This window comes from Ruegeria sp. L12, from assembly GCF_056531745.1.
This window is the reverse complement of the sequence record NZ_JBQFMH010000008.1, coordinates 99,886-122,329: the sequence shown is the minus strand read 5'-3', so window position 1 is coordinate 122,329 and position 22,444 is coordinate 99,886. Positions and strand designations below refer to the sequence as shown.

The window sequence follows — 22,444 nt, the reverse complement described above, 5'->3', positions numbered from 1 at the left end:
TCTTGGCGGACTTAGTTGCCCAGCGCGTTGATCTGATCCAGAACGCCCTCGGGCCATGCCCCGGCAAACTCGCTTTCAAGATACATCGACTGTACCTGATCGCGGAATGCTGCGAGATCTGGTTCGTAGATCTCCATGCCCTGCTCTTTCAGGAAGCTGACCAGATCTTCTTCTTTCTGAAGCTGTTTCTGGCGGCCCGACTCAGCCGCTGCATCCGCTGCGGCCTGAACTTTCTCCTGCTGTTCCGGTGTCAGCCCGTCCCAAACCTCTTTGCCGATGGCGATATAGTTCAGGTCAACCAGATGCGACGTCAGAACGATCTGATTGGTCACTTCATAGAACTTGGCATCCACAACGGTCGGCAGAGGATTGTCCTGCCCATCAACAGCGCCGGTCGACAGCGCGGTGTAAACTTCCGAGAACGCCATTGGCGTTGGGGCGGCACCCAGCGCCTTGCCGAGGAACTGCCATGCGTCGGTGCCCGGCATCCGCAGGTTCACACCTTCCAGATCGGCAGGTGTAGACACAGTCAGCTCATCCTTGGGCTGGCGCAGGTTCACCTGTCGACGGCCCAGATACATGACCGACAGCAGTTTGACGCCCAATTCGTCCTCGGCCTTTTGCTTGAAGGCATCCATCAGGGGATCGTTGAAGACCGCAACCTGATGCGCCGCGTCCTGATGAACGTATCCGGCGGTAAAGATCGAAAACTCGGGGAAGAACTGTGCCAGTTCCTGCGCCGAGGTGATCGACATTTCCAGATTGCCCCGGCTGATGGCGTCAAGCTCGGTGCCCTGCGCGAAGATCGTGCCGTTGTAGCTGGGTTCATAGCTTGCGAAATCGGCAACCATCGGCGCGAAAACCTCGGCCATAGCGACCGAACGCTGATCGGTTTCCGATCCAGACGTTGCCATACGAAGTTGCACTTTATCCTGCGCCAGCGCGCCAGTTGTTGCGCTGAACAGAACACCGGTTGCGACCAGGGCTGATACAGCAGCCCGGCGGGTAAGTTTGTTAATCACTTTGCTCCTCCCTGAGACATCATGACGTTTCTTTTTTGACGATTCCGAGTTTTGACCTATTTTGGGATTTTTGCAAGATTTTTTGCAAAATATCTGATATTTTATCCTGCAGGTACTCTCTCACCTTGCATTTGCTGAAGACTTTCGATCCTTACGGTTTTTCCAGTTCGGCAAGAATTTTGTATAGCTTCAATGACTTGAAGCGTTCTCAGGCCTTCCCACCCGGACATAATCGGTTCTGCTTCGTGCCGTGCCACTTCGACAAAGTGCCTGAGTTGATTGACCAGTGGGTCAGAGGCCCCCTTCTTCAGCGCCGTGGACGAGATCGGGGTCCACCAGTCGCGCTGCTCCTCATTATAGCTCCACAAACGAAGATCAGGGACAGATAGCGATCCATGAGAACCGCCAATCATATAGCTGCTTTCGCTGGTGGACGGGTAAATCGGATATTCCTGCGACGTCATCTCCCAACTCCACGGAGCGACAATACTGTCGGACACGGTAATGGTCCCGATCGCCCCGCCTTCGAAGGTCAGCAAGGCCCCTGCAACATCCTCATTGTCGTAACCGCGCCGGGAAACTGCCGATTGCGCTTGGACTGTCACCACCTCACCGGCAAGATACCGCAAGAGGTCAACGTCATGGACGAGATTGACCGATATTGGGCCCGCACCGGATTTCTTACGCCATGGCGCGGCGTCGAAATACGCGTCCGGTTTGTAAAACCAGCAATTCGCATGGACAGCGCGGACGTCGCCGATCCGCCCGTTTGCTATCGCCTCTTTAGCGGACTTGATCAGAGGATTGTACCGGCGATGATGTCCAACCATGAGCGGCACATTTGATTTCTCGGCAGCCTGAACAAGTTCCAATGCTGCGATGGATTCCACGGCAATAGGTTTTTCGACCAGAACCGGGCACCCGTGCCGAACACAGGTGAGGCCTTGTTCGACATGCAGCGTCGTAGGAGTGGCAAGCACGGCCCCATCCGGTGACTGGTTTGCAAACATCTCTTCAAGGGTTTCATAGCACGTCACCCCATGCTCAGAGGCATATGCACGACCTTCAGCGCTGGGATCGACGACCGCAACGAGATCGACATCACGCAACGCCTGGATTGCATCCGCGTGGCGGCGCCCAACAAGACCGATGCCAATGATGGCAATGCGAAAGTTCTGAGACACTTTGCTTCCTTCCGGCTGCTTGGAATTACCCAGAGGCCAATGTTTGCGACTGAGCTGGTTTGCTCAACTTGGCATGACCGTATTGGGGTTTTTTCGATTCCGCAATAATGTATGATATTTTTATTTATACCATACATCAGTTTGGATTGCTGATGACTTCGGGAAATGGTAGTTGAAAGAGGAAACAAGGAATGTCAGGTGAAACGCATGGCGAAACAGCCGTCTACAATTGGCGCAAGCACCTATCAGCGCATCAAGCGGGATATCATCTTCGGAGAGCTGCAACCCGGTTCCAAACTGAAGCTGGACGCCTTGAAGGATCGCTACTCGGCAAGCCTTTCGACACTTCGTGAGACCCTGAACAGGCTTGCCAGCGATGGATTTGTCGAAGCCCCCGAGCAACGGGGGTTCCTTGTTACGCCGGTCTCTCGCGAAGACCTGACTGAGATAGCAGAGCTGCGCGTCCTATTGGAGTGTCACGCATTGGAGTTGTCGATCGCGAACGGCGACACGGATTGGGAAGGCAACCTTGTCGCGGCACACCACAAACTGCACCTGATGGAACAGCAGCTTCTCAAGGGCGACGAATCCGAGAAAGAAACCTGGAAACGGTATGATTGGGAGTTTCATCAGGCAATGATTGCTGCCTGCAACTCCAGAAACCTTCTGTCTCTGCACTCGATCATCTACGACAAATACCTTCGCTATCAGATGCTCGTGCTGACCTATCGCGGCGAAGAGGCTGTCAAGGAACACAAGGGCATGTTCGATGCCGCATTGGCCAGAGACGCGGATACGGCGAAGAGACTGTTGGAAGCCCACATCCGAAACGGCCTCGCGCATACTATTGAGGCGATGTAGGCGATTGTAATTGCGCCGCTGCTCAGCCATCGGGGGCAACAGCAATATACCTGGATCACATCCACATTCGACACCAGGCAGATCAGCGCGTGCAGATGGCCGATCCAACATGGCGATCAGACGGACAATGCACATCATCGGAGGGAACTACACCCCCCCAACACTCCATGTTCTCAACTTAGCCACCGACTCTTTCGAACGGCCCCCATGCGACCATAACGGCAGCGATCAGTTACTTTGATTTCTGGCTTCCAGCCGCTCAAGATTTACCACTGTAGAAAGCATTATTCGATCATGGCTCCAATCCTGGGTTTGGCGGACTGATGCGGATCCGATGGCAAGGACCATAGCCAGGGTCAAAGTCAGCCCAAAGAAAATCGCCGTCATGTGTGCCGTCGTGATCGGTGCCTCGGTCAGCGCGACGACGCGTTGCCGCAATATCTGCTTTGCGTTGGGGCCGTTCACCAAGGCCACGTGAAGAACGCGCGGATTACTCAGGGCAACGGATTGCGCGCAATAGTCCAGCAGGCACGTGGTATAGTCTTTTGCGTTGATCCCTTTGCGCGAAACGACGGACTGGTCGCAGGCCAATTCACGAAGCCGGTCAAATTGATGCTTCAATACCAGATAGGCCGGATTCCAGAACAGTACCGGCCGCAGGAGTTCGAAGCCCAACTCCCATTCCACGTCTCTGGCACGGATATGCTGAAACTCATGAGCCAGCGCGAACCGAAGCTCGGCAGGGGTGTTCAGCAGATGGCTGGGCAAAACTACATGCCGACGACGCAAACCCCGCACCGCGAAAGGAACGGTTGTTCGGTCGGAGAGGCGAATATCAACACGCGATGAGCGCCGCCAAAGGAAGCTGGACCTGACGACTTTGCGGATAGACCAGGCATCGTGCATTACCCTGACTGCCAACATTGCCGAGATCAGCGCCAGCGCAATCAAAATGCAGGTCACAAAGGCATTGTCACCGGAGAGGATGTGATCGATCCAACGTTCGCGGCTATTCAACAGAGCTTCGAATTCTGCCGCTGGCATGGCGATGTCCCCGCGCAGGTAGGCGGCAACGGCGATATCGCCCAAAGCAACCGCAACTCCTGGCCAGATCAGATTGGCGATTGTTGCCACTGCCAGCGCAAGAACCGGACTAAGCACAACACAAAGACACAGCGTTTTGAGCGAACGGAGTTGTTCCACAAAGCCGTATCGCATCGACGTCCGCGCGAACAGGGCACGGGCCGCAAGCCAGATCAGTGCTGACAATCCAAGCACGACATTGAATTCAAGAAATGCATCGAGAACCGGTTTAACCGCCGTCATTTTGCAGCCTCCTCTCTACCAGTGCCCGAATTTCCTCAAGATCGGCTTCACTCAGCCCTGCGTCATCGACAAGACGCGCGACCAGCGTTGCCGGGGTGTCATCGAACAGAGTCCGAGACAGGTTTTGCAGCGACCGCGCCTGATATCTGTCTTTTTCCAGCAGCGGCTTGTAGATCAGCGTCTTGCCGTCCTTGCGGCTTTCAACAAATCCCTTTTCGTCCAGAATGCGTAGAATTGTTGCGCCGGATGTGTAGGCCAGATTGCGTTCCGATGGCAGTCGATCCAGTACATCCCGCACCGACCCTTGCCCAAGCGCCCAGAGCTCATTCATGAACTCCAGTTCAACTTCGGTCATCAGATTTGTCGTTTTCTTCTTACGCATCGGGTATTGTGCCGCCATTCTTAGTATGCCTGTCAGACAAGCATCCTTTCGCCGTTTCGCAAAGCCTAAACTTTCCAGAACACAAAAACGCCCCAGCCGATGGACAGGAAAAGCGGTATCCAAACCGGCTGCCCCACCAATCCAAGCCAGGCCAGAAAGATATAGGCTGATCCCAGAAGCGTGATGAATAAGCGGTCGCCGAGCGTTGTGGTCAGGCCCAATACGCCCCTCCGTTCGATTCCGTCACGGTATTTGAAACCCTCGAGAATGCCGATCAGCGCAATCGCCGAGAAGATGCCGACAAACACCGCCAGCGTTGCCGGGGTCCAAGCCATCCAGAAATCGGGCCACAGGGGGTCAGTCCACGAGAACCCTTTTTCTTCCTGTTGGCCGACATTGCCCCATCCGGCCTGTGCTTGTGCAAAGGCCGTCGAGGGCAGAAAGAGAAGCGCGAGAAGACGTTTACGCATATCGAACCTCATACACGTCCCATCGCGAAACCACGCGCGATGTAGTTGCGGACAAACCAGATGACGATTGCCCCGGGGATAATGGTCAGAGTGCCGGCAGCGGCAAGCAGGCCCAGTTCATATCCGGCGCTTGATGCGGTGCGGGTCATCACGGCGGCGATGGGTTTGGCCTCGACCGCAGTGAGCGTCTTGGCCAGCAGCATTTCGACCCATGAGAACATGAAGCAGAAGAAAGCCGCGACGCCGACGCCTGCTTTGATGTTGGGCAGGAAGATCGTCACAAAAAAGCGCGGGAAGGAATAGCCGTCGACATAAGCCGTTTCATCCAGTTCCTTCGGGATGCCGCGCATGAAGCCTTCCAGAATCCACACCGCCAGAGGCACGTTGAACAGCGTATGCGCCAGCGCCACCGCCAGATGAGTATCGAACAACCCGATGGACGAATAGAGCTGGAAGAAGGGCAAAGCAAAGACCGCCGCCGGGGCCATGCGGTTGGTCAGCAGCCAGAAGAACAACTGCTTGTCACCCAAGAACCGATAGCGCGAGAAGGCATAGGCGGCAGGCAGGGCCACGCTGACCGAAAGGACCGTGTTCAGCGTCACATAGGTGATCGAGTTGATATACCCCCAGTACCACGTCGGATCGGTGAAGATGGTGATGTAATTCTCAAGCGTGAAGGTCTGGGGGAACAGGGAAAAGCCCGACAGAATCTCGTTCGTGGTCTTGAAGGACATTGCCACCAGCCAATAGATCGGCAGCATCAGGAACGCGATATAGAGAATCGGGATGATGGACCGCTTTTTCATTCTGCGTCGTCCTTTGTCATCAGTGTGTAGAAGAGCCACGAAACCAGCAGCGTGATGGCGAAATAGATCAGGCTCATTGCGGCCGCAGGGCCAAGGTCGAACTGCCCCAGCGCGATTTTAACAAGGTCGATCGACAGCAGAGTGGTCGAGTTGCCAGGGCCGCCACCGGTCAGAACGAAGGGCTCGGTATAGATGTTAAAACTGTCCATGAAGCGCAGCAGAACGGCGATTGTCAGGACGGTTTTCATCTTCGGCAACTGGATATATCGGAACACCGACCATGGGCTGGCGCCATCGATCTTGGCCGCCTGATAGTAGGCGTCAGGGATCGACACGAGGCCCGCATAGCACAGCAGCACAACCAGTGACGTCCAGTGCCAGACATCCATGACGATGACGGTAATCCACGCCGAGAGCGGCTGTTGCGTCATGTCATAGTTGATGCCAAGAACGTCATTCAGGAAATAGCCCAGCAGGCCAATTTTTGGCAGGGTGAAGATGTTCCACATCGACCCGACCACGTTCCACGGGATCAGCATCGGCAGCGCCATCAGCACAAGACAGACCGGCACCCAGAAGCCTTTGCGCGGCATGGAAAGGGCGACGATGATGCCCAAGGGCACCTCGATCAGCAGGATCAGGAAAGTGAACAGAAACTGCCGTCCCAGCGCGGCCTGAAACCGGTCCGACCGCAGAATCTGTTCGAACCAGCCCAGCCCCTCCCAGAAGAACTGGTTGTTGCCGAAGGTTTCCTGCACCGAGTAGTTGACCACCGTCATCATCGGCACCAGCGCGTTGAACGCGACCAGGGCCAGAACCGGCAGGACAAAGAACCATGCCTTTTGGTTTTCCGTTCTCATTGCGCCCGCTCCTCAGTTGCGATCCAGCCGTCACGGTAGACGCGCGATTGTTCGGGTTTGAATTGCAGAAAGACCTGTGATCCGGGTTCGGGTACTTCGTGTTCGGTCACTGCCTTCAGCGCGGTATTGCCGACCATGGCGCTGACCACATAGTGGCGACCAATGTCCGATACTTTGGTCACATGGGCCGGAATACCCGTGTCGCCAAAGCCGACATATTCGGGGCGGATACCCAGATCAGTGCGGCCCCCGTCGCCATGGGTCGGGCCTTCCAGCATGACCTCGTGCCCTTCGAATATGGCGCGGTCGCCTTTGGCGTCGCAGGGCAGGACATTCATGCCGGGCGATCCGATGAAATGGCCGACAAACGTGTGTTGAGGGCGTTCAAACAGTTCAACCGGGGTGCCGATCTGCACCACTTCGCCTTCCTGCATCACCACGACCTCATCCGCAAAGGTCAGCGCCTCGGTCTGGTCGTGGGTGACATAGATCATCGTGGCCTGCACGCGCTGGTGCAGTTCTTTCAGCTTCGACCGCAGCTTCCACTTCAGGTGCGGGTCAATCACGGTCAGCGGCTCATCGAACATCACCGCGTTCACATCGTCGCGCACCAGACCACGCCCCATCGAGATTTTCTGCTTGTTGTCCGGGCTGAGGCCGCTGGCGCGGGTGTTCAGCATGTCCGCGACATCCAGCATCTCGGCAATCTCATCGACGCGGCGCTTGATCGTTGCGGGGTCGACGCCCCGGTTTTTCAGGGGAAACGCCAGATTTTCGCCAACGGTCATCGTGTCATAGATCACCGGGAACTGGAACACCTGTGCGATGTTGCGCTGATCAGGTGGCAGCGCGGTTACGTCCCGGTCATCGAATAGGATCCGACCTTCCGAGGGGGTAAGAAGGCCGGATATGATGTTCAGCAGCGTGGACTTGCCGCAGCCTGACGGCCCGAGCAGGGCATAGGCCCCGCCGTCACGCCAGGTCACATCAATTTCTTTCAGCGCATAATCCTCTGGGCCTTTCGGCGCGGGCATGTAGCTGTGTCGCAGGTTGGAAAGCTTGATCTGTGCCATGTCAGGCCACCCTTTGGCCGTCTTGGCCGAAATACCGGCAATGGGCCGGGTTCATATAGAAGCTGTGATCCTCGCCCACCTGATAGGGATGTACGCCCGCCGCCAGAGACACCCAGTCATCCGATCCGTGCCGGAAATGCGCGCTGGAATCCGAGCCGGACAGCTCGGTCACGACCACGCGGCCCGTCAGTTCCACATCCGCATCCGAAGTGCGGAACGGCGTCACCCGGTGCGGGCGCACGGCGACCATGTATTCTCCATCCGCGATATCTGCGACCGACCAGCCGCCTCCACCCTCCAATTGTGCCTTAGCGTCAGAAACAGTGATACGGGCCACATTGATCGGCGGATCCGAGAACACGCGCGCGGCGGCGATGTTTTCGGGGTTGCGGTAAATGTCTGCAGTCGGACCAAATTGAGTTACACGCCCGTTTTCCATCAGCGCAGTATAACCCCCAAGCAGCAGCGCCTCTTCGGGCTCCGAGGTGGCATAGACCACCACGGCGCCGCGACCGGCGAACAGGTCGGGCAATTGCTCGCGCAACTCTTCGCGCAGCTTGTAGTCGAGGTTCGCCAGCGGCTCGTCCAGAAACACCGCGCGGCTTTCCTTGGCAATGGCACGCGCCAGCGCGGTGCGCTGTTGTTGACCGCCCGACAGCTCATGCGGACGGCGGTGCAACATCGGGCGCAGTTGCAACAGGTCGGCGGCCTCTTCCACGCGGCCTTCGATCTCGCTTAGGGCCATGCCAGCCACGCGCAGCGGCGAGGCAATGTTGTCGAATACGGTCATATGGGGGTAGTTCACGAAGAACTGGTGCACCAGGCTGATCTGCCGCTTTTGCGTGTTCAGCCGTGTGACGTCCTGACCATCCATCAGAACCCTACCCGAGGCGATCGGGTCTAGCCCGGCCATCATCTTGATCAGAGAGGTCTTGCCCGACCCCGTCGCGCCCAAAAGCACGTTGAAATGGCCCGTTTGCAGCGTCAGGTTGGTGGGTTTGATATGGATGACGTTGCCGACCCGTTTGGTCGCGTCTTTGAGTTCGATCATGTCCGTGGGTTCCGGTCCTTCAGTGCGCGGCACTGGTCTTGGGGTGGGGATGCCTGATGCGGCATCCCCGGTTTCAAAACGCTTACTGAGACTGCCAGCGCTGAACCAGCTCGTCATAGTTGACGGTCTGGCCTTGCGGCTTTTCGTTCTCGAGCTTGGCTTTCGGCGAACCCTCTTTCTCCAGCCAGAAGGACGCGTCCTGCGGCTCGTTCAGACGCGGACCACAGCCACCGTAGACACCGGCGCTTTCGTCCGCGGCCTGCATACGGGCCATGGTGATGTCCATCTCTTCTGCCAGACGGTCCATCGCCTCTTGCGGGGTGAACGCACCCGAGTTCACATCACCAATCTGCTGCCACCAGATCTGGGCCAGCTTCGGATAGTCGGGCACGTTGATGCCGGTCGGCGACCATGCCACACGGTCGGGCGAGCGGTAGAACTCGACCAGACCACCCAGCTTAGGCGCGCGTTCGGTGAACGACTCGTGGTTGACCGAGCTGTCGCGGATGAAGGTCAGACCCACATGGGATTTCTTCACATCGACAGTCTTGGACGTCACGAACTGCGCATAGAGCCACGCCGCCTGAGCACGATCCGCAGGGGTCGATTTCAGGAAGGTCCAGGAACCCACGTCCTGATAGCCAACCTTCTGGCCTTCTTCCCAATAGGGGCCGTGCGGGCTGGGCGCCATCCGCCACAGCGGCGTGCCTTCGTCATCCACAGTGTTGTTGCCTTCGGACTTCGGCTTCACCATGTCGGCGGTAAAGGCGGTGTACCAGAAGATTTGCTGGGCCACGTTGCCCTGGCTGAGTGCAGGCAGCGACTGGTAGAAGTCATAAGACGCCGCACCGGGAGGCGCATAATTGCGCAGCCACTCATCCCATTTACGGATCGCATAAACCGCAGCTGGACCGTTCGCAGCACCACCGCGCGAGACGGACGCCCCAACAGGGTTACAGGTGCCCGCTTCCATGCGGATGCCCCATTCGTCGACGGGCACACCGTTCGGCTCACCCTTGTCGCCGGCACCGGCCATCGACAGCCAGGCGTCGGTCATGCGCCAGCCCAGGTCAGGTGCGCGCTTGCCGTAATCCATGTGGCCATAGATCGCGACGCCGTCGACTTCTTTCACGTCATTTGTGAAGAACTCGGCAATGTCTTCGTATGCCGACCAGTTGACCGGAACGCCCAGATCATAGCCGTATTTGTCCTTGAACGCGGCCTTGTTGGCCTCGTCATCAAACCAGTCCTTGCGGAACCAGTAGAGGTTCGCAAACTGCTGGTCGGGCAGCTGATACAGCTTGCCGTCGGGACCGGTGGTGAACTGAATGCCCATGAAGTCATCCAGATCCAGCGTCGGCGAAGTTGTCGCCGCCCAGTCGCCCGCCATCATATCGGTCAGCGGATAGGCCAGTTGCAGACGCGAGTGCGTGCCGATCAGATCGCTGTCGTTGACATAGCCGTCATACAGGTTCCGGCCAGTCTGCATTTGCGTCTGAACAGCCTGTACCACTTCACCTTCACCAAGGATCTGGTGATTGACCTTGATGCCGGTGATTTCCTCGAACGCCTTGGTCAGAACCTCGGATTCGTACGAGTGGGTCGGGATGCCTTCGGACAGGACGTTGATTTCCATGCCAGCATAAGGCTGTGCAGCTTCGATGAACCACTGCATTTCCGACATCTGTTCGTCTTTCGACAGGGTCGATGGCTGGAATTCGTCGTCGATCCAACGTTGTGCTGCGGCTTCGTCGGCCCAAACGGGACCGTGCCCCGCAATGACGGCAGCAACCGCCACTGCGGAAAGTAGATGTCTCCGCATCTCTTTCCTCCCAAAAAATTATGGTTCTCCGGTTGAAACCGGATGGCAGGCAGCATCAGCGATTTTCTGCACACCTGTCAAACTAATTTTTTAGTAATTGAGCAAAACAGACGCAAGTCATTAACAATTATCACTTTTTACCCCTCACTCAGGTGATAGGATAAAGCTAATTCTATCTTTGCATGTGCGCCGGTCGCATCCCGCACATGCAAATGCAGCGCATCGGCCCCGGCATCCTCACACTCCATCGCATCAGCCAAAATCTCTGACATCCGCGTTCGCCACGTGGCAGATCAGCAGGAACAGGCGCTTTCGGCGACTGATCTGCAAATCAGCCCTGATTTTCCCAATGGAGAAGTCAGGATCATTGAAAACGGTCTAGGTGCTGGATGAAGGATGTGAGGCGAAAATGGAAAGGTTCTGTCGCTGGTGGCAGAACTATGTGTCGCCTGACAAGGATATGTCAGGCGACACATAGTATTGCCATTAACCAACAACTAAGCCTTTGATTTTGAATCATTCAAAATTTCATACCCGCACAGATATTGCCATTTGCGACTCAAAGGCCTTCCATCGACATCTACCGCTATTTATTTGCCAATTGAGCGGAATCAGTGTTGGCGGGGGGCATTGCCGGTATGAGGCAATACTCGACCTCGACCCGTCTGGCAGATTCGAATTGCTGTGACGCCACCGGATCTATAGCCTCGCCTTGCTCATAGGTCAGGATGGTGATCCTGTCGTCTTCCAGTTTGCGGTTCCCTATGGCGCTGGCTTCTGACGATGACAGGCCGAACATGTACTCCACCAGCAATTGCTTGATCCGATCAGCACGCCTGTCAGCAAGTTTCCTATTATCCTCAGGCAAGCCGGAGGTACTCGCGCGTCCTTTCAACTTTACAATCAGCCGCCCCTTACTGGGATCATGCCTCTCCATCCTTTCAGCAATATCCATGACCTTTTGGTTGTCAATCGGATCGACCATTCCCTCGTTAAAATAAATTGCTGTAGGCATTTCTTTTTCAGCCTCGGGGCGACACGCATTCAGAGCGTCCGATCCCAATTGGTCAGAGAGTTGACCCAAATAGACCTGCAAAGGACGTAACGGATCTTTATCGTCTGATCCCGCTAACGCTTCGGCAGCAACAGCCAACGAGTTTGCCGCGCCGCCAAGATCCTCCAAAGTGTCTTCCAAGGCGGTTCCATCAGTCAACTCAGCAACAAATTTGACTGTCAGGTGTTTCTGGGTTTCGCTTACGGTTGCAGGTTGCAGCACCACAACAGGCGGCCGTTCCCTCAGCAGCTTCACCTCTTGTGCCAGACGCGCAATTTGAACTTCGACAACAGTTGGCGGGTCCGGCAGCAATTTCTTCACATTCGAAACAAGCGCTATTGCCGAAGTTGCCAATTTATACGCTTTTTGAGCGTACTCAGCCGGAAACGACAGCCTGGTATTGCCATCATCGAGTTGGAACTGTTTTATCGTAGAGGCATTGAGGAATACGAGCTGACCGCGTTGACCAACCGGAGCAAGCGCCGCCCATCCGCCATATTTACCGAGATGGAAAACGGGTTTGGATATCACCGAACCTGTTCGTCCAGCGGACAAACCGGCGTCCACGATCCTAGCGTTTTCCAAAGCAGGGGGAACCGACATGACAATCCTGCCGCATGGTATTCGAGCGGTGAGTGGTAGTCCCAGTTTCTCTGCGCCATTCAGAATGAATCCTCCGACGGAGATCTTTTTACAATTCTTCGAAGCGGTTTCAATTTGTTCGTTCACTTTCCCAGCAATAGCCTTGGTCTTAAATGTCAGGCTAACTGCCAGAATTGCGATCACTCCACACCTGACCAATACCGAACTGATCCCCTTATGTTTGTTGTTCAGAAGCGCCCCAACCCAAAAACCAACTAAACTATCGGTTCTCTCGATCCACATTTTACGAGTGGCATCGTAGCTATCCCGCATTCGGCTTCTCTGAGCGATTTCTGCTTGTTTACCGCGCTCAAAGTCGCGTTGAATGCGCGCCTTCGCTGTATGTTCCAAATTCCTGCCAAGCCCGAGCCACCAACGAATTTGACCGGCAAGAAACTTGATACGGTGCTTCAACATCAAACCTGCCAATTGAAGCCATTCGCCCTTGAGCACCGTTGCAATTTTCGGAGAGATCATGACCCCGCCAACGCGGAAAACCACCCAAAGGACGAGTGCGACGAATAGATAAAGTAAAGCAAAAACAATAACTAAGACCAAAAATTCAGCGGACACAAACCGCTCGAATGTCGAACTGTTGTCGCCAATGGGCAAAACGATGCCCAGTTCATGGCGCCAGACACGTTCAAGAAGCACCCCAATAGTCGTTCCTGTAACCACAAGCAGCCCAGGAGTTGAAAACACCATATCGGCCAGACGTGAGGGTTGCTTGGCAGAAGCCTTTGCGGCGAGGCCCAAGAGTTTCGTGATTTCACCAGATTTCAAGCTGGTTAACACAGCGGTCTTTTCTTTGCTCAAGTTGGCCAGATGCTCTTTGCACAGCAGCCCGTCACCGTCACCGACCGCATCTTTGGGACAACGCTGTCCTTTGTCGACGGCCACACAGCGGCCGTCGGGCGAGTTTTTTGCTCTCTTTGTCATGACATATCCTCACCGCACAAGCTGAGGCGCTATGTTCAGACCCGTCAGGTTTCGCACGGCGTACCCAAGGGCACGGACGGCTGTATCGAGGATGGTCTGCCGAAACTCGAAAGTCTCGTATTTCAGACCATTCAGATACACTTTCATAGCGCGCTTATGTGACCGCATCAGGAATTCAGCATTCTGCTTGCTGATCCGATTTGCGGCAAAATCGATCTGCGTTTGAATTACGGCTTCTGAGATGCTTTTCAGATAGCCGCTCGCCTGCTCTTTACTCTCGGCGAACCAGGTTTGGGCTTCGGAAGAAATCGCGGCACCTAAACCATTTAGCAAATCATCTACAGAGCTGGGTTTGAAGTTTTCGTAATCAAATGCCATGACAACCTCACTGCAAAATGTTGTTGATAGGGATGGCGCAGGTCACCTGTACCAGGGTGTAGGCTTGAGACTGGCCGAGCCCAACAGTCCGATGCTGCTGAGCCATTTCAGTGAAGCCGTCGACGCAATCCGTCAGGTCTGATGCCAGCAGCTTGGCCGCTTTGGTCGCCGGCCTGCCATCGTTACTTTCTGCCCGGTTTTTAACCCAGCTTCGGGTGACCTCCAACTGCGCAAGCGCATCGGCATAGCGCGTGGCGGCACCGTTATAGGAGCCAGGCCCCTTGAAATCGCCCAGCTGCGCAGATGCCACCAGCGACGAGACACTCTGCAAACCATCTGCTGCGGATTTTGTGACCTGGTTGGGAAAGGCCGGTTCAAAATAAGTGCATCCACTGAGGGCAAGGCCAATCCCGGCAACAATCAAAGCTGTCTTCGAAAAGTAGGTCATGCAATCAGCCCTCCTTGGTTCAACTCCCGAGCCCGGTCCGTCGCGATGTCGAAACTGGCCTCGATAAACCCGACCCAGTTCGACCGGATCGACAGGCCACCCAGCCCAAGCTCTTTGCGCACTTCGCGCTCGATCGATTGCGTTTCTGGCCCCCTTACCCCATCGATGGTAAGCATCTGGTCAAACAGGAATTTCAGGGCGTTTTGCAGGTAAAGCACTCGGCTTTTGGAATGCCGCTGAAAACTAACCGGCTCGCCATTATCAAAATGGATATGATCGCGATGGGCGGAGTCGTAGCCAGAAGTTAGCACTGTTCCAAAATTCTGGCGCAGCACACCTTCGATCGCCAGATATTGATGCGGTTGCGTAGCAAAGGTATCGGCCACCCAGATGAAGCCGTTATCGAACACCAGGCCGTCCAGATCGAACGCTCGGCCCTTGTGGTGAAGACTGTATCCATTTCCAGTTCCATCGACGCCGCCAAACAGGATAGCCGTGACCTGCCCAAGATCCATCGCCTCGAGCACCTGGAACATTTCGCCGATTGCGATGTCCGTTTGAAGCGCAAAGACCGTATCGACATGAGGATGCGCGCGAAAACCGCACTTGCCGCAGTTAGCTACCGGATCCCGGTCATAAAGCAGCGAGACGTCGCCAAACTGACTGATCCGATTACGTGCCATGGGCATTCACCCCTTGGTCATCGGTGATGATGCCATCGTTGGCACTTGGGGGCACAAAGTACCCGACCAGAAACACGATAATTGTGATCAGCGCAGCCGACACCGCGCCGGGCAACTTAGCACCCAGGAAGAACTCTTCGACTACATAGATAAAGACCGTCGCAACTGCCGCCCCGACAGAGCCGAAGACAACCTTTCGCGCAGGCAGGTTTGTTGACATCTGAGCCATGTGATACCTCTAAATAACTGATTCTGAATGGCGCCAAACTTTCTCAAGCGCCTAATTTATTGAAGAAAAAGTATCGTTTGCCTTGCCGAACAACCTCGCCCGACAGGGCTGTGCCTGCGGATATAGCGGCGATGCAGTCCAACATTGAATTTCAGTTTTACGTCAGCGGCGCTCAGTCGATCTCCTGAGTTTCAGGGATCATTTCTGAACATCGAAGCGTCCGCTATTGAGCCACCCTAGCTATTCAAAAAAAGCGAAAAGCGGGTGGTTCGCAGCCCTTAGAGCCACCGGTCAACCTTAAAGCCCGGGCATGCTTTGGCTGCGTAGTCGTTATGACCGCTAACTATCTTGATCAGCGTCCGCCCCTGAATATCCGAGATCAGATTGCGCAATGCGACATCTTGGGCGTCCGTAAAATTGTCGGTAAAGGCATCGTTTTCAGATGAGCCGAAACCGCCAACCAAAGAGATACCAATCGTACCGGCGTTGTGGCCCGCCACATGCGCGCCCACAACGGTTTCAGCACGTCCTTTCGCGATGCCGCCATCGCGATCAATCATGTAATGATAGCCGATATCTTTCCAACCGCGATCTGACACGTGCCATCTGCGGATTTCAGCAGCCTTTTCTTCGACAGATCGTCCCGCATACCATTCTGGGCGGGTAGCTGTGCAATGGACAATGATTTCATCAACGGTATGACGAGCACTACCCTGATAAATCATCCCGCCTGTACTGACGGCTGCGGCGACTTTTTGCATCTCGGCCGGTTCACCATCGTTTTCAAGCCAAAGTTCAGCTGCCGCACGGGTCCGTCGACCAAAATCACCATCGATCGGACCAGGATTGTATCCCAGAGCCTTCAGCGCTTGCTGAATAGACGTAACTGCGGTTGCCGGATTGGTGATCGAAGCGAAGTTCGTCATAAGAATCTCCTTTTCCAATAAAATTTAGCCGTTGGAGGCAAGGTCAATATCGTCTCTTAAAAGCACTTGGTTGCGAGCTAAAAATGCCAGTTGTCGAGCAGCTTAATGGGAACAAACGCAGCGATCATGATCCAAACAGATCATGACACGACAACTAATTTTGAAATGTGAAAATGCTGGATCGCCTTGAATCCCCTACCATCAAATTGCGGAGGCGATCGCTTCATTCCCTAAACATCCTAGTGCAGATGTTTCCGTTCAAAATCAAAACACCACTCATACGCGATGTTAGGCTACCGGAGGCAATACACGAAGAATTAAACGTATCAGTTCGTGCCTGCTGTTCACACCTGTTTTTGCAAGCACCGCAGAAACTTGGTTCTTTGCCGTTGTCGGACTAGTGTTTCGATGCTCAGCAATCTCAGCGACGCTTGCGCCTTCTGCAATCCATCGGCAAACCTCGGTTTCCGCTGGAGTTAATCCATATAGGGCCGTGAACCGCTCCAGTCTTAGATACGGAACTCGCTCTGGATCGACTATGGTGATCAGGGCTCCATCCAGGTTGTTCTCAAGCTCTGCATTGCTATCACTCAGCGGGGCAATGTCTAAAAGATAAGGCGTCAGGCCAGATGGCCGCGAAACTGACACAAGCGATTCATGACGATTGGCTTGCCCCTGCGCTGTGGATCCGATGTCAAATATGTGCGCTTTGATTTTCGAAGTCACATCCGGATCAGAGGTTACAATTCTTCCGTCACGGGCCAGTGTTATTCCATCTTGTGCTTTCAGGATCTTTTTTGCTTCTGCGTTTTTGACAATCACCTGCCCATCCGGCAGCGCTATCGCAATTCCGGCCTGCACATGATCCAACGCTGTGAGAGTTGCTTTGTATCTCGCCTTCAAGAAGGTAAATACGCGTCCTATCTCCAGAGCCTTCGTCAGATGTGGAAGCAATGTAAGAGATCTCTCACATGCTGACCGAGGTACCTTGGAGTCCTGTTGGTCGAAGCCAAGACTCATTGCATCAAACCAGACTGGATCAGTGTTGAGACGTATTCCAATTCGGCGGGCAACACCTGTCCGCCTTTTCAAAAATGCATAATCCTTGCGGGCGTCCAAGACTTCGGCTGCAAGTCCGGTTGCCAGGTCGGGTACCGGTTGATGAGCAGGCTGAGTTCGAAGAAAATCCCAATCCTGATTTTGCAGTCGAGAGAGCCAAGCCCCGTAGTACCACCCTGCTGGTGTGCGGGAAAAATCCAGATAAACACTCGACATCATCGTCAAGTCTTTTGCTCCGGCCTTTTGGCCCCTGATCACTAAGGCTATGGCCTTCGCGCCAACGACAGAGGTCGTTGCATCTAAAGCTCTGCGCCAGCGCCCAGGATTAACCGCTGTGTCGTATATAGTTTCGAGGGCCTTATAGCCCCTAACATCTAGCTCCAACTGTCACCTCCAGAGTTCAATGGCCGCAATGGAAACTGAGATACCCTAATGCGAATTGACGCCATGGACGACTTGATCGGTCTTCGCCGCACCTTCTAACATAACTGCTAAAGCCGTAACGCGCGACCAAAGATCGAAATCGGGAAAATCCGACCGATTTGGCAACCAGTGAAATGTACAGTGTTTGAAACCTTTTCCTGGCAGACTTCGCAACCTTCGGCTGAAACGCTTCTCCATAACAAACCGCGAACATCGTTGAAGCGGTTTTATGTGAAGCGATCTCTGGTTGAGTGCTCAGCCCCCCAAGCGGACCAAACGAACCACTACTTCAATCGCCGGATTACAGTCATTGATCCTGTTTGCAGAGAAAGTCAGCGAAGAGCCCATAGTGCCGATTGCTGCGGTGCAAATAACTGCAAGAAAGTTAGGGAGCAGATCTTCAGGCGTTCCTTTTTCGGTCACTCCACGGTTGGAGCTATTTCAGCAGATGCCCCGGTTTCGTTCCGCTTGCCAACGTTTTCGGCAAAGTGCTCTTCAAGCAGAGTGTCGAACCGGGCAAAGTCAATATCCGGGCAGCGCTATACGCTAGGCGTGATCTTTCACGATGCCACGTAAAGGATGAACATGGCCTTGGATTTATTCAGTAATCATGCGGACCCAGAACAGAACCTGCTGCCCCAAGACGGCGTTGTTCATTACTACGGATCGATCTTCCCGCTGGACGTAGCTGACCGATACTATGCGAGCCTCATGGAGCGAATAGAATGACGCCACGATGAAGCGGTGATCTATGGGAAGCGCATTCAGACTAAACGCAAAGTTGCATGGTATGGCGATGCACCGTTTGAATACACCTATTTGCGGGTCACGAAGCATGCCTTGCCATGTCCGGATGCTGTTGACGTAGTTCGCGGAGCCGACATTCGAGCACAACGAAGCAGATCTACGGGAGGTTGTAATCTAGTCTCTGGGAAACCAGAAATCCGCGGTAAACTCAGTAGGGTCGACTTTGATTAACAAGAACCAACGCTGCCCTTGAAGTTCTCCTTCCTACGAGGTTGGCGTATAACATTACTGGCCTCATTGCACAGTTGGCACCGAAGAGCAGTACTAGATCCAATAAACGCTATGTTTCCAGCTGGCTACGGATCCAGCTGAGAAGGGGAGACCGTGCGTCTCGCTCATGCCAAATTGCACGGATTCCCAATTCCGGCAGTGTGAAAGGGCAATCGCGCGTGATTAGATTTCCGTTGATGGTGGCGGCTTGGGCGAGCGTCTCCGGCACAAAAGCGATTAGATTTGTTCCTTCCAGGAAGGCCGGTTGCAGATGCAGACTATCTGTCACCAGCCCAACCTGGCGTGGGGGCAAACCCTGATCCTTCCCAAAAAGGTGAACTGGGTCATCTTGCTTGGCCACGAGCCTCAGCCGGACATGTGGATATAGAAAGACCGTCTCAGCATTCCAGCTGTTCAACGCTGGGTGGGTTCGGTCTAATAGGCACACAAGGCGCTCACGCAGTAGAAGCTTTTGAAGAAACTTAGGATTTGCCTGAAGCCCTGCGCCAATGATCAAATCGGCATCACCTGAATCGAGCATCTGGTAGCTGTGATCCGAATAGCTATGAATTTCGAACACGATCCCCGGTGCTTGCTTTCGAATACGCCGAACTGCGTTTGCAAGGAAACTGGTGGCAATAAAATCATGGGCATGAATTCGAATAGTTGCGCTCGCGTTTTCAGGTGAGAACGTCACCGGCGCAGTCAGCACGCTGATCTCGGAAAGGATCGTGTTCAACCGCGCTGCAAGATCCAGGGTGCGCGCCGTTGGCACCATTTCGCGCCCTTGCTGGACGAACAGGGGGTCGTCAAACAGGCGGCGCAACCTTGCTAGAGTATGACTCATGGCAGGTTGGGTTACGTTCATTCGCTGCGCAGCACGCCCAACATGCCGTTCCGAAATGAGCGCTTGCAGAGATTTCAGTAGATTAAGATCGACGCCATCAATATCATTCATATCAGGAAGTAATAATGATTATTTCCAATTATGTCCACCGGACGCCATCTTCCTCTCGACCACAAGAGGAAAAGAAAGATGAATATTCTGATCACTGGGGCCAGCAGCGGCTTCGGAAAAGAAATGGCCATCAGACTTGCAGACGAAGGTCATTCTGTATTCGCCGGAATGCGTGCTTTGAAGGGGCGAAACGCCGAAGTGGCGACCAGCCTAGAGGCGGCATCTGCGCGGATTTCATCCATTGAACTGGATGTCGGCAGTGATGGCAGCGTAGACAGCGCAATCGCCGATCTGATGTTAAAGCTGAATGGCCCACTTGATGTCGTCATTAACAACGCAGGGATCTATGTTGGAGGGCTCAACGAGACCATTTCTGCGGTTCGGTTTCAGAACATGCTGAATGTGAACGTGCTGGGACCGGTTCGTGTTCTACGCGCCATCCTTCCCAATATGCGCGTCCAGGGCTTTGGCACGGTGATCAGCATCACCAGTGACATGTCGCGGTTTGCGTTGCCGATGAGCGGTTTTTACTCAGCCAGTAAAGCGGCGCTGGAACTGGTCGCCGAGACCTATGCCCTTGAACTCGCTCCTTTGGGACTGGAATCCCTTATCGTTCAACCCGGCGCATTTGACACTGGCATCATGCAAAAATCGCCGCCAACGGATGAACCGGAACGCATGGCTGGATACGGCCCAACATTGGAACAAGCACAGGCGATAGCCGGTCGCTTCATGGGGTTGGCGCAAAAAAGCTTTGTTGAGGCGTCCCCTGCAATGGTTGCCGATGCCATCGCCGACCTGTTGAACCTGCCCTACGGCAAAAGACCGCTGAGAACTGTCGTCGACCCGTCGGACATTGGCGCTCTGGCCAGCGCAATGAATGCTGCCGTAGCCACCAAGCAGGAGAGGATTCAGAACGCTCTCGGCGCCGATTTTTCCTTCCCGGTTCAGGAGGCTGCGGAATGAATATGATCACCGTTTTCGTCGGACTGCTGTCCGTCTTCTTCCTCTTCGCAAGCTCGATCAAGATCTTTGGCTGGCAGAAGTTCATTTTCGAAACCCAACTGGCGATGTTCATCAAGTATGGGTTGAACCGGCAGATCATGGCCTTGGTCGGCGTGGTTGAATTGTTGGGCGCAGTCGCGATCTGGTTTCAGGGATCCTGGGTCGGAACTTTAGGCGCGTTGGCTATTCTTGGAACGTCTATCGGTGCAATTGGTTGTCATCTGATCTGGGATACCTGGAAAGAAGGCGTTCCCGCCATGGTCACAGGCACCTTGTCCGCTTTCGTAGTTTGGTCTGGCCGTGAAACGGTGTTGAGCATTGTTGGTATTAGCTGAAAGCAATTCATAACACAGGAGTGCATGTTGTGACTGACAGTATCCGCGTGGCAAATGCCAAGGGCCTTTATCTGGAAGGCATTCGAGACGGCAAAATGGTTGAAGCGCTCGATAAATATACCGGGGATCGCTACACGCAACACTCAACGGGTGTAAGCGACGGTAAAGAAGGTTTCATCGAGTTCTTCACGCCTTTTCTTGAGCGGAATCCGGTGCGCGACGTTCAGGTTCTGCGCACCATCGAGGATGGAAACTTTGTATTCGTACATGTGTATCAAAGCCTCAACGGTGGTGAAGCGCAGTGGGTGACGGCCGATATCTTTGATACCGACGAAGACGGTAAAATCATCGAGCATTGGGATGTGATTGCCGCGTATAAGTGGCCAACCGTCTCGGGCCGCAGCATGGTGGATGGCCCAACCGAAATCGAAGATCTCGATTTCACCGAGGCCAACAAGACCGTGGTGCAAGGGTTCATCGACAATGTCCTGATGGCAGGGCGTACCGATCTTGTGACTGACTACATATCGACCGAGCAATACGTTCAGCACAACCCAGAAATAGACGGCGGATTGGAAGCTTTCTCCATGCATCTTGGAGAGATGACAAGTGGCGGAAAAACCGCGCAATACGTCAAAGTTCACCGACTACTCGGCCAAGGAAATCTTGTGGTTGCTTATAGCCATGTAAAACAAGACGAGAACGATTGGGCCGTCTTTGACTTGTTCCGGCTCAAGGGTGGGAAGATCGTCGAACATTGGGATGTTCAGGAACAGATCGGTCCGAAAGAGACTTGGAACAACTCTGGCAAATTCTAGGGGAGGAGGCAGTCCTATTTTCTCTGGTAGGGGTTTAAGATGATTGCTTTTTCAGGGCTAGGGCGTATTGACGTCGGCTCAACATTCCAGAAGCTGAATGGTTGTATTTGATTAACCCCGCGCGATACTCTGAATGCACCTTTTTACTTTCGGAACAAGTGTGTGGCATCGAATGAACAAGTTGGCGCTGACAGCAATGGCATTGATCTCCACTGGCGCGGTGTGGGCCGCCGGTATGGAACGGTGGGGCGAATCCGGGGACTGGACAATCCTGATTGATCCCGAAAAGGGAAACGGCTGTCTCGCGTGGAAGCTCTTTGAAAATGACATGACCGTTGAAATCGGCGCGGCACCTAATGAGGCCGGCGGCTTTTTTGCAGCTTACAATCCGGCCTGGGTTCAAATCGAGGACGGCGCGACTGGGGTCGTACAGTTCGACTTTGGTGATGCGAAATTCGAAGGTGAAGCGGTTGGTGTCTTCAAGAATGGAGTGCCCGGTGGCTACGCATTTTTCGACAACCCGGCATTTGTAACCGAGTTTGGAAAACGCCAAAGCGTTACGATCATTGGTGAAAGTGGGGCCGAGGTGGAGCTTGATCTCAGCGGGTCTGCAAAAGCCATTGAGGCCGTTCTGGCGTGTCAGGCCGAACAGCCGGAACCGCTGAAGAATTAG

The 22,444-nt window shown here is 54.4% G+C and carries 24 protein-coding genes; 5 read left to right on the top strand and 19 right to left on the bottom strand.

All coding sequences use genetic code 11. The annotated features are described in order from the left end of the window. Positions 1 to 11: 11 nt before the first annotated feature. On the bottom strand, positions 12 to 1,022 hold the full coding sequence (dctP, locus tag ACR0K9_RS14035; RefSeq protein WP_480535574.1) for a TRAP transporter substrate-binding protein DctP: 1,011 nt from the start codon (positions 1,020 to 1,022) through the stop codon (positions 12 to 14). 101 nt (positions 1,023 to 1,123) lie between these two features. After that, on the bottom strand, positions 1,124 to 2,206 hold the full coding sequence (locus ACR0K9_RS14030; protein WP_480824047.1) for a Gfo/Idh/MocA family protein: 1,083 nt from the start codon (positions 2,204 to 2,206) through the stop codon (positions 1,124 to 1,126). Between the two features lie 207 nt (positions 2,207 to 2,413). Between ACR0K9_RS14030 and ACR0K9_RS14025 the strand changes: the two genes are divergently transcribed. Further along, positions 2,414 to 3,067 (top strand): GntR family transcriptional regulator, encoded by a 654-nt coding sequence (locus ACR0K9_RS14025; RefSeq protein WP_480535570.1) that lies wholly within the window; start codon positions 2,414 to 2,416, stop codon positions 3,065 to 3,067. Positions 3,068 to 3,295: 228 nt separating this feature from the next. On the opposite strand, the gene ACR0K9_RS14020 is transcribed toward ACR0K9_RS14025, so the two are convergent. The 17 genes from ACR0K9_RS14020 to ACR0K9_RS13940 form a co-directional block, all read right to left on the bottom strand. Continuing rightward, positions 3,296 to 4,393, bottom strand: coding sequence for a M56 family metallopeptidase (locus ACR0K9_RS14020; RefSeq protein WP_480824045.1), 1,098 nt, complete (start codon positions 4,391 to 4,393; stop codon positions 3,296 to 3,298). Continuing rightward, positions 4,380 to 4,775 carry a BlaI/MecI/CopY family transcriptional regulator gene (locus tag ACR0K9_RS14015; protein WP_480536117.1) on the bottom strand — a complete coding sequence of 132 codons (396 nt, stop codon included), beginning with the start codon at positions 4,773 to 4,775 and terminating at the stop codon, positions 4,380 to 4,382. The genes ACR0K9_RS14020 and ACR0K9_RS14015 overlap by 14 nt, the downstream gene beginning before the upstream one ends. A gap of 65 nt (positions 4,776 to 4,840) precedes the next feature. Continuing rightward, on the bottom strand, positions 4,841 to 5,245 hold the full coding sequence (locus tag ACR0K9_RS14010; protein ID WP_480824043.1) for a DUF2160 domain-containing protein: 405 nt from the start codon (positions 5,243 to 5,245) through the stop codon (positions 4,841 to 4,843). Between the two features lie 8 nt (positions 5,246 to 5,253). Further along, positions 5,254 to 6,051, bottom strand: coding sequence for a carbohydrate ABC transporter permease (locus ACR0K9_RS14005; protein WP_224855122.1), 798 nt, complete (start codon positions 6,049 to 6,051; stop codon positions 5,254 to 5,256). Then, positions 6,048 to 6,911 carry a carbohydrate ABC transporter permease gene (locus ACR0K9_RS14000; protein ID WP_209595792.1) on the bottom strand — a complete coding sequence of 288 codons (864 nt, stop codon included), beginning with the start codon at positions 6,909 to 6,911 and terminating at the stop codon, positions 6,048 to 6,050. Before ACR0K9_RS14000 ends, ACR0K9_RS14005 begins: the two co-directional genes overlap by 4 nt. Next, the gene (locus tag ACR0K9_RS13995) at positions 6,908 to 7,984 is read right to left on the bottom strand and encodes an ABC transporter ATP-binding protein (RefSeq protein ID WP_480824041.1); all 1,077 of its coding nucleotides are present in this window, start codon (positions 7,982 to 7,984) and stop codon (positions 6,908 to 6,910) included. The genes ACR0K9_RS14000 and ACR0K9_RS13995 overlap by 4 nt, the downstream gene beginning before the upstream one ends. A 1-nt stretch (position 7,985) precedes the next feature. Beyond that, positions 7,986 to 9,035 carry an ABC transporter ATP-binding protein gene (locus tag ACR0K9_RS13990; RefSeq protein WP_480824039.1) on the bottom strand — a complete coding sequence of 350 codons (1,050 nt, stop codon included), beginning with the start codon at positions 9,033 to 9,035 and terminating at the stop codon, positions 7,986 to 7,988. 82 nt (positions 9,036 to 9,117) lie between these two features. Then, the gene (locus ACR0K9_RS13985; protein WP_480824037.1) at positions 9,118 to 10,857 is read right to left on the bottom strand and encodes an ABC transporter substrate-binding protein; all 1,740 of its coding nucleotides are present in this window, start codon (positions 10,855 to 10,857) and stop codon (positions 9,118 to 9,120) included. Positions 10,858 to 10,994: 137 nt separating this feature from the next. Beyond that, positions 10,995 to 11,129, bottom strand: coding sequence for a 3-keto-5-aminohexanoate cleavage protein (locus tag ACR0K9_RS13980; RefSeq protein WP_480824035.1), 135 nt, complete (start codon positions 11,127 to 11,129; stop codon positions 10,995 to 10,997). Positions 11,130 to 11,443: 314 nt separating this feature from the next. Next, the gene (locus tag ACR0K9_RS13975) at positions 11,444 to 13,492 is read right to left on the bottom strand and encodes an OmpA family protein (RefSeq protein ID WP_480824033.1); all 2,049 of its coding nucleotides are present in this window, start codon (positions 13,490 to 13,492) and stop codon (positions 11,444 to 11,446) included. A 9-nt stretch (positions 13,493 to 13,501) separates the two neighbouring features. After that, positions 13,502 to 13,870: a hypothetical protein gene (locus tag ACR0K9_RS13970; protein WP_480487274.1), complete on the bottom strand. Its 369-nt coding sequence runs from the start codon at positions 13,868 to 13,870 to the stop codon at positions 13,502 to 13,504. A gap of 7 nt (positions 13,871 to 13,877) precedes the next feature. Continuing rightward, entirely contained in the window at positions 13,878 to 14,318 is a 441-nt protein-coding gene (locus tag ACR0K9_RS13965) for a hypothetical protein (RefSeq protein WP_480824031.1), read from the bottom strand. Further along, positions 14,315 to 15,001, bottom strand: coding sequence for an extensin family protein (locus ACR0K9_RS13960; protein WP_480824029.1), 687 nt, complete (start codon positions 14,999 to 15,001; stop codon positions 14,315 to 14,317). The genes ACR0K9_RS13965 and ACR0K9_RS13960 overlap by 4 nt, the downstream gene beginning before the upstream one ends. Continuing rightward, a complete protein-coding gene (locus ACR0K9_RS13955; protein ID WP_480487279.1) occupies positions 14,991 to 15,230 on the bottom strand; it encodes a hypothetical protein in 240 nt (79 codons plus the stop codon). Before ACR0K9_RS13955 ends, ACR0K9_RS13960 begins: the two co-directional genes overlap by 11 nt. A 278-nt stretch (positions 15,231 to 15,508) precedes the next feature. Further along, a complete protein-coding gene (locus tag ACR0K9_RS13950) occupies positions 15,509 to 16,156 on the bottom strand; it encodes an N-acetylmuramoyl-L-alanine amidase (protein WP_480824027.1) in 648 nt (215 codons plus the stop codon). Between the two features lie 288 nt (positions 16,157 to 16,444). Beyond that, positions 16,445 to 17,599: a LuxR C-terminal-related transcriptional regulator gene (locus ACR0K9_RS13945; protein ID WP_480824025.1), complete on the bottom strand. Its 1,155-nt coding sequence runs from the start codon at positions 17,597 to 17,599 to the stop codon at positions 16,445 to 16,447. Between the two features lie 1,126 nt (positions 17,600 to 18,725). Then, positions 18,726 to 19,613: a LysR family transcriptional regulator gene (locus ACR0K9_RS13940; protein WP_480824023.1), complete on the bottom strand. Its 888-nt coding sequence runs from the start codon at positions 19,611 to 19,613 to the stop codon at positions 18,726 to 18,728. Between the two features lie 78 nt (positions 19,614 to 19,691). Here ACR0K9_RS13940 and ACR0K9_RS13935 point away from each other — a divergent pair, with 78 nt between their 5' ends. The 4 genes from ACR0K9_RS13935 (at position 19,692) to ACR0K9_RS13920 (ending at position 22,444) form a co-directional block, all read left to right on the top strand. Next, positions 19,692 to 20,579 (top strand): SDR family NAD(P)-dependent oxidoreductase, encoded by an 888-nt coding sequence (locus ACR0K9_RS13935; protein WP_480824021.1) that lies wholly within the window; start codon positions 19,692 to 19,694, stop codon positions 20,577 to 20,579. Beyond that, positions 20,576 to 20,953, top strand: coding sequence for a DoxX family protein (locus tag ACR0K9_RS13930; RefSeq protein WP_171676639.1), 378 nt, complete (start codon positions 20,576 to 20,578; stop codon positions 20,951 to 20,953). The genes ACR0K9_RS13935 and ACR0K9_RS13930 overlap by 4 nt, the downstream gene beginning before the upstream one ends. A 29-nt stretch (positions 20,954 to 20,982) precedes the next feature. Further along, positions 20,983 to 21,771: a nuclear transport factor 2 family protein gene (locus ACR0K9_RS13925; protein WP_480824019.1), complete on the top strand. Its 789-nt coding sequence runs from the start codon at positions 20,983 to 20,985 to the stop codon at positions 21,769 to 21,771. Between the two features lie 196 nt (positions 21,772 to 21,967). Further along, positions 21,968 to 22,444 carry a hypothetical protein gene (locus tag ACR0K9_RS13920; RefSeq protein ID WP_480824017.1) on the top strand — a complete coding sequence of 159 codons (477 nt, stop codon included), beginning with the start codon at positions 21,968 to 21,970 and terminating at the stop codon, positions 22,442 to 22,444.

Bases quoted from the DNA above. Each gene is read 5' to 3' on its own strand.
- ACR0K9_RS14025 (WP_480535570.1), top strand. From the start codon at position 2,414: ATGGCGAAACAGCCGTCTACAATTGGCGCAAGCACCTATCAGCGCATC.
- ACR0K9_RS14005 (WP_224855122.1), bottom strand. From the start codon at position 6,051: ATGAAAAAGCGGTCCATCATCCCGATTCTCTATATCGCGTTCCTGATG.
- ACR0K9_RS13940 (WP_480824023.1), bottom strand. From the start codon at position 19,613: ATGAATGATATTGATGGCGTCGATCTTAATCTACTGAAATCTCTGCAA.
- ACR0K9_RS13965 (WP_480824031.1), bottom strand. From the start codon at position 14,318: ATGACCTACTTTTCGAAGACAGCTTTGATTGTTGCCGGGATTGGCCTT.
- ACR0K9_RS13960 (WP_480824029.1), bottom strand. From the start codon at position 15,001: ATGGCACGTAATCGGATCAGTCAGTTTGGCGACGTCTCGCTGCTTTAT.
- ACR0K9_RS14000 (WP_209595792.1), bottom strand. From the start codon at position 6,911: ATGAGAACGGAAAACCAAAAGGCATGGTTCTTTGTCCTGCCGGTTCTG.
- ACR0K9_RS14015 (WP_480536117.1), bottom strand. From the start codon at position 4,775: ATGCGTAAGAAGAAAACGACAAATCTGATGACCGAAGTTGAACTGGAG.
- ACR0K9_RS14010 (WP_480824043.1), bottom strand. From the start codon at position 5,245: ATGCGTAAACGTCTTCTCGCGCTTCTCTTTCTGCCCTCGACGGCCTTT.
- ACR0K9_RS13970 (WP_480487274.1), bottom strand. From the start codon at position 13,870: ATGGCATTTGATTACGAAAACTTCAAACCCAGCTCTGTAGATGATTTG.
- ACR0K9_RS14020 (WP_480824045.1), bottom strand. From the start codon at position 4,393: ATGACGGCGGTTAAACCGGTTCTCGATGCATTTCTTGAATTCAATGTC.
- ACR0K9_RS13990 (WP_480824039.1), bottom strand. From the start codon at position 9,035: ATGATCGAACTCAAAGACGCGACCAAACGGGTCGGCAACGTCATCCAT.
- ACR0K9_RS13920 (WP_480824017.1), top strand. From the start codon at position 21,968: ATGGCATTGATCTCCACTGGCGCGGTGTGGGCCGCCGGTATGGAACGG.
- ACR0K9_RS13975 (WP_480824033.1), bottom strand. From the start codon at position 13,492: ATGACAAAGAGAGCAAAAAACTCGCCCGACGGCCGCTGTGTGGCCGTC.
- ACR0K9_RS13980 (WP_480824035.1), bottom strand. From the start codon at position 11,129: ATGTCAGAGATTTTGGCTGATGCGATGGAGTGTGAGGATGCCGGGGCC.
- ACR0K9_RS13930 (WP_171676639.1), top strand. From the start codon at position 20,576: ATGAATATGATCACCGTTTTCGTCGGACTGCTGTCCGTCTTCTTCCTC.
- ACR0K9_RS13955 (WP_480487279.1), bottom strand. From the start codon at position 15,230: ATGGCTCAGATGTCAACAAACCTGCCTGCGCGAAAGGTTGTCTTCGGC.
- ACR0K9_RS13950 (WP_480824027.1), bottom strand. From the start codon at position 16,156: ATGACGAACTTCGCTTCGATCACCAATCCGGCAACCGCAGTTACGTCT.
- ACR0K9_RS13935 (WP_480824021.1), top strand. From the start codon at position 19,692: ATGAATATTCTGATCACTGGGGCCAGCAGCGGCTTCGGAAAAGAAATG.
- ACR0K9_RS13995 (WP_480824041.1), bottom strand. From the start codon at position 7,984: ATGGCACAGATCAAGCTTTCCAACCTGCGACACAGCTACATGCCCGCG.
- ACR0K9_RS13985 (WP_480824037.1), bottom strand. From the start codon at position 10,857: ATGCGGAGACATCTACTTTCCGCAGTGGCGGTTGCTGCCGTCATTGCG.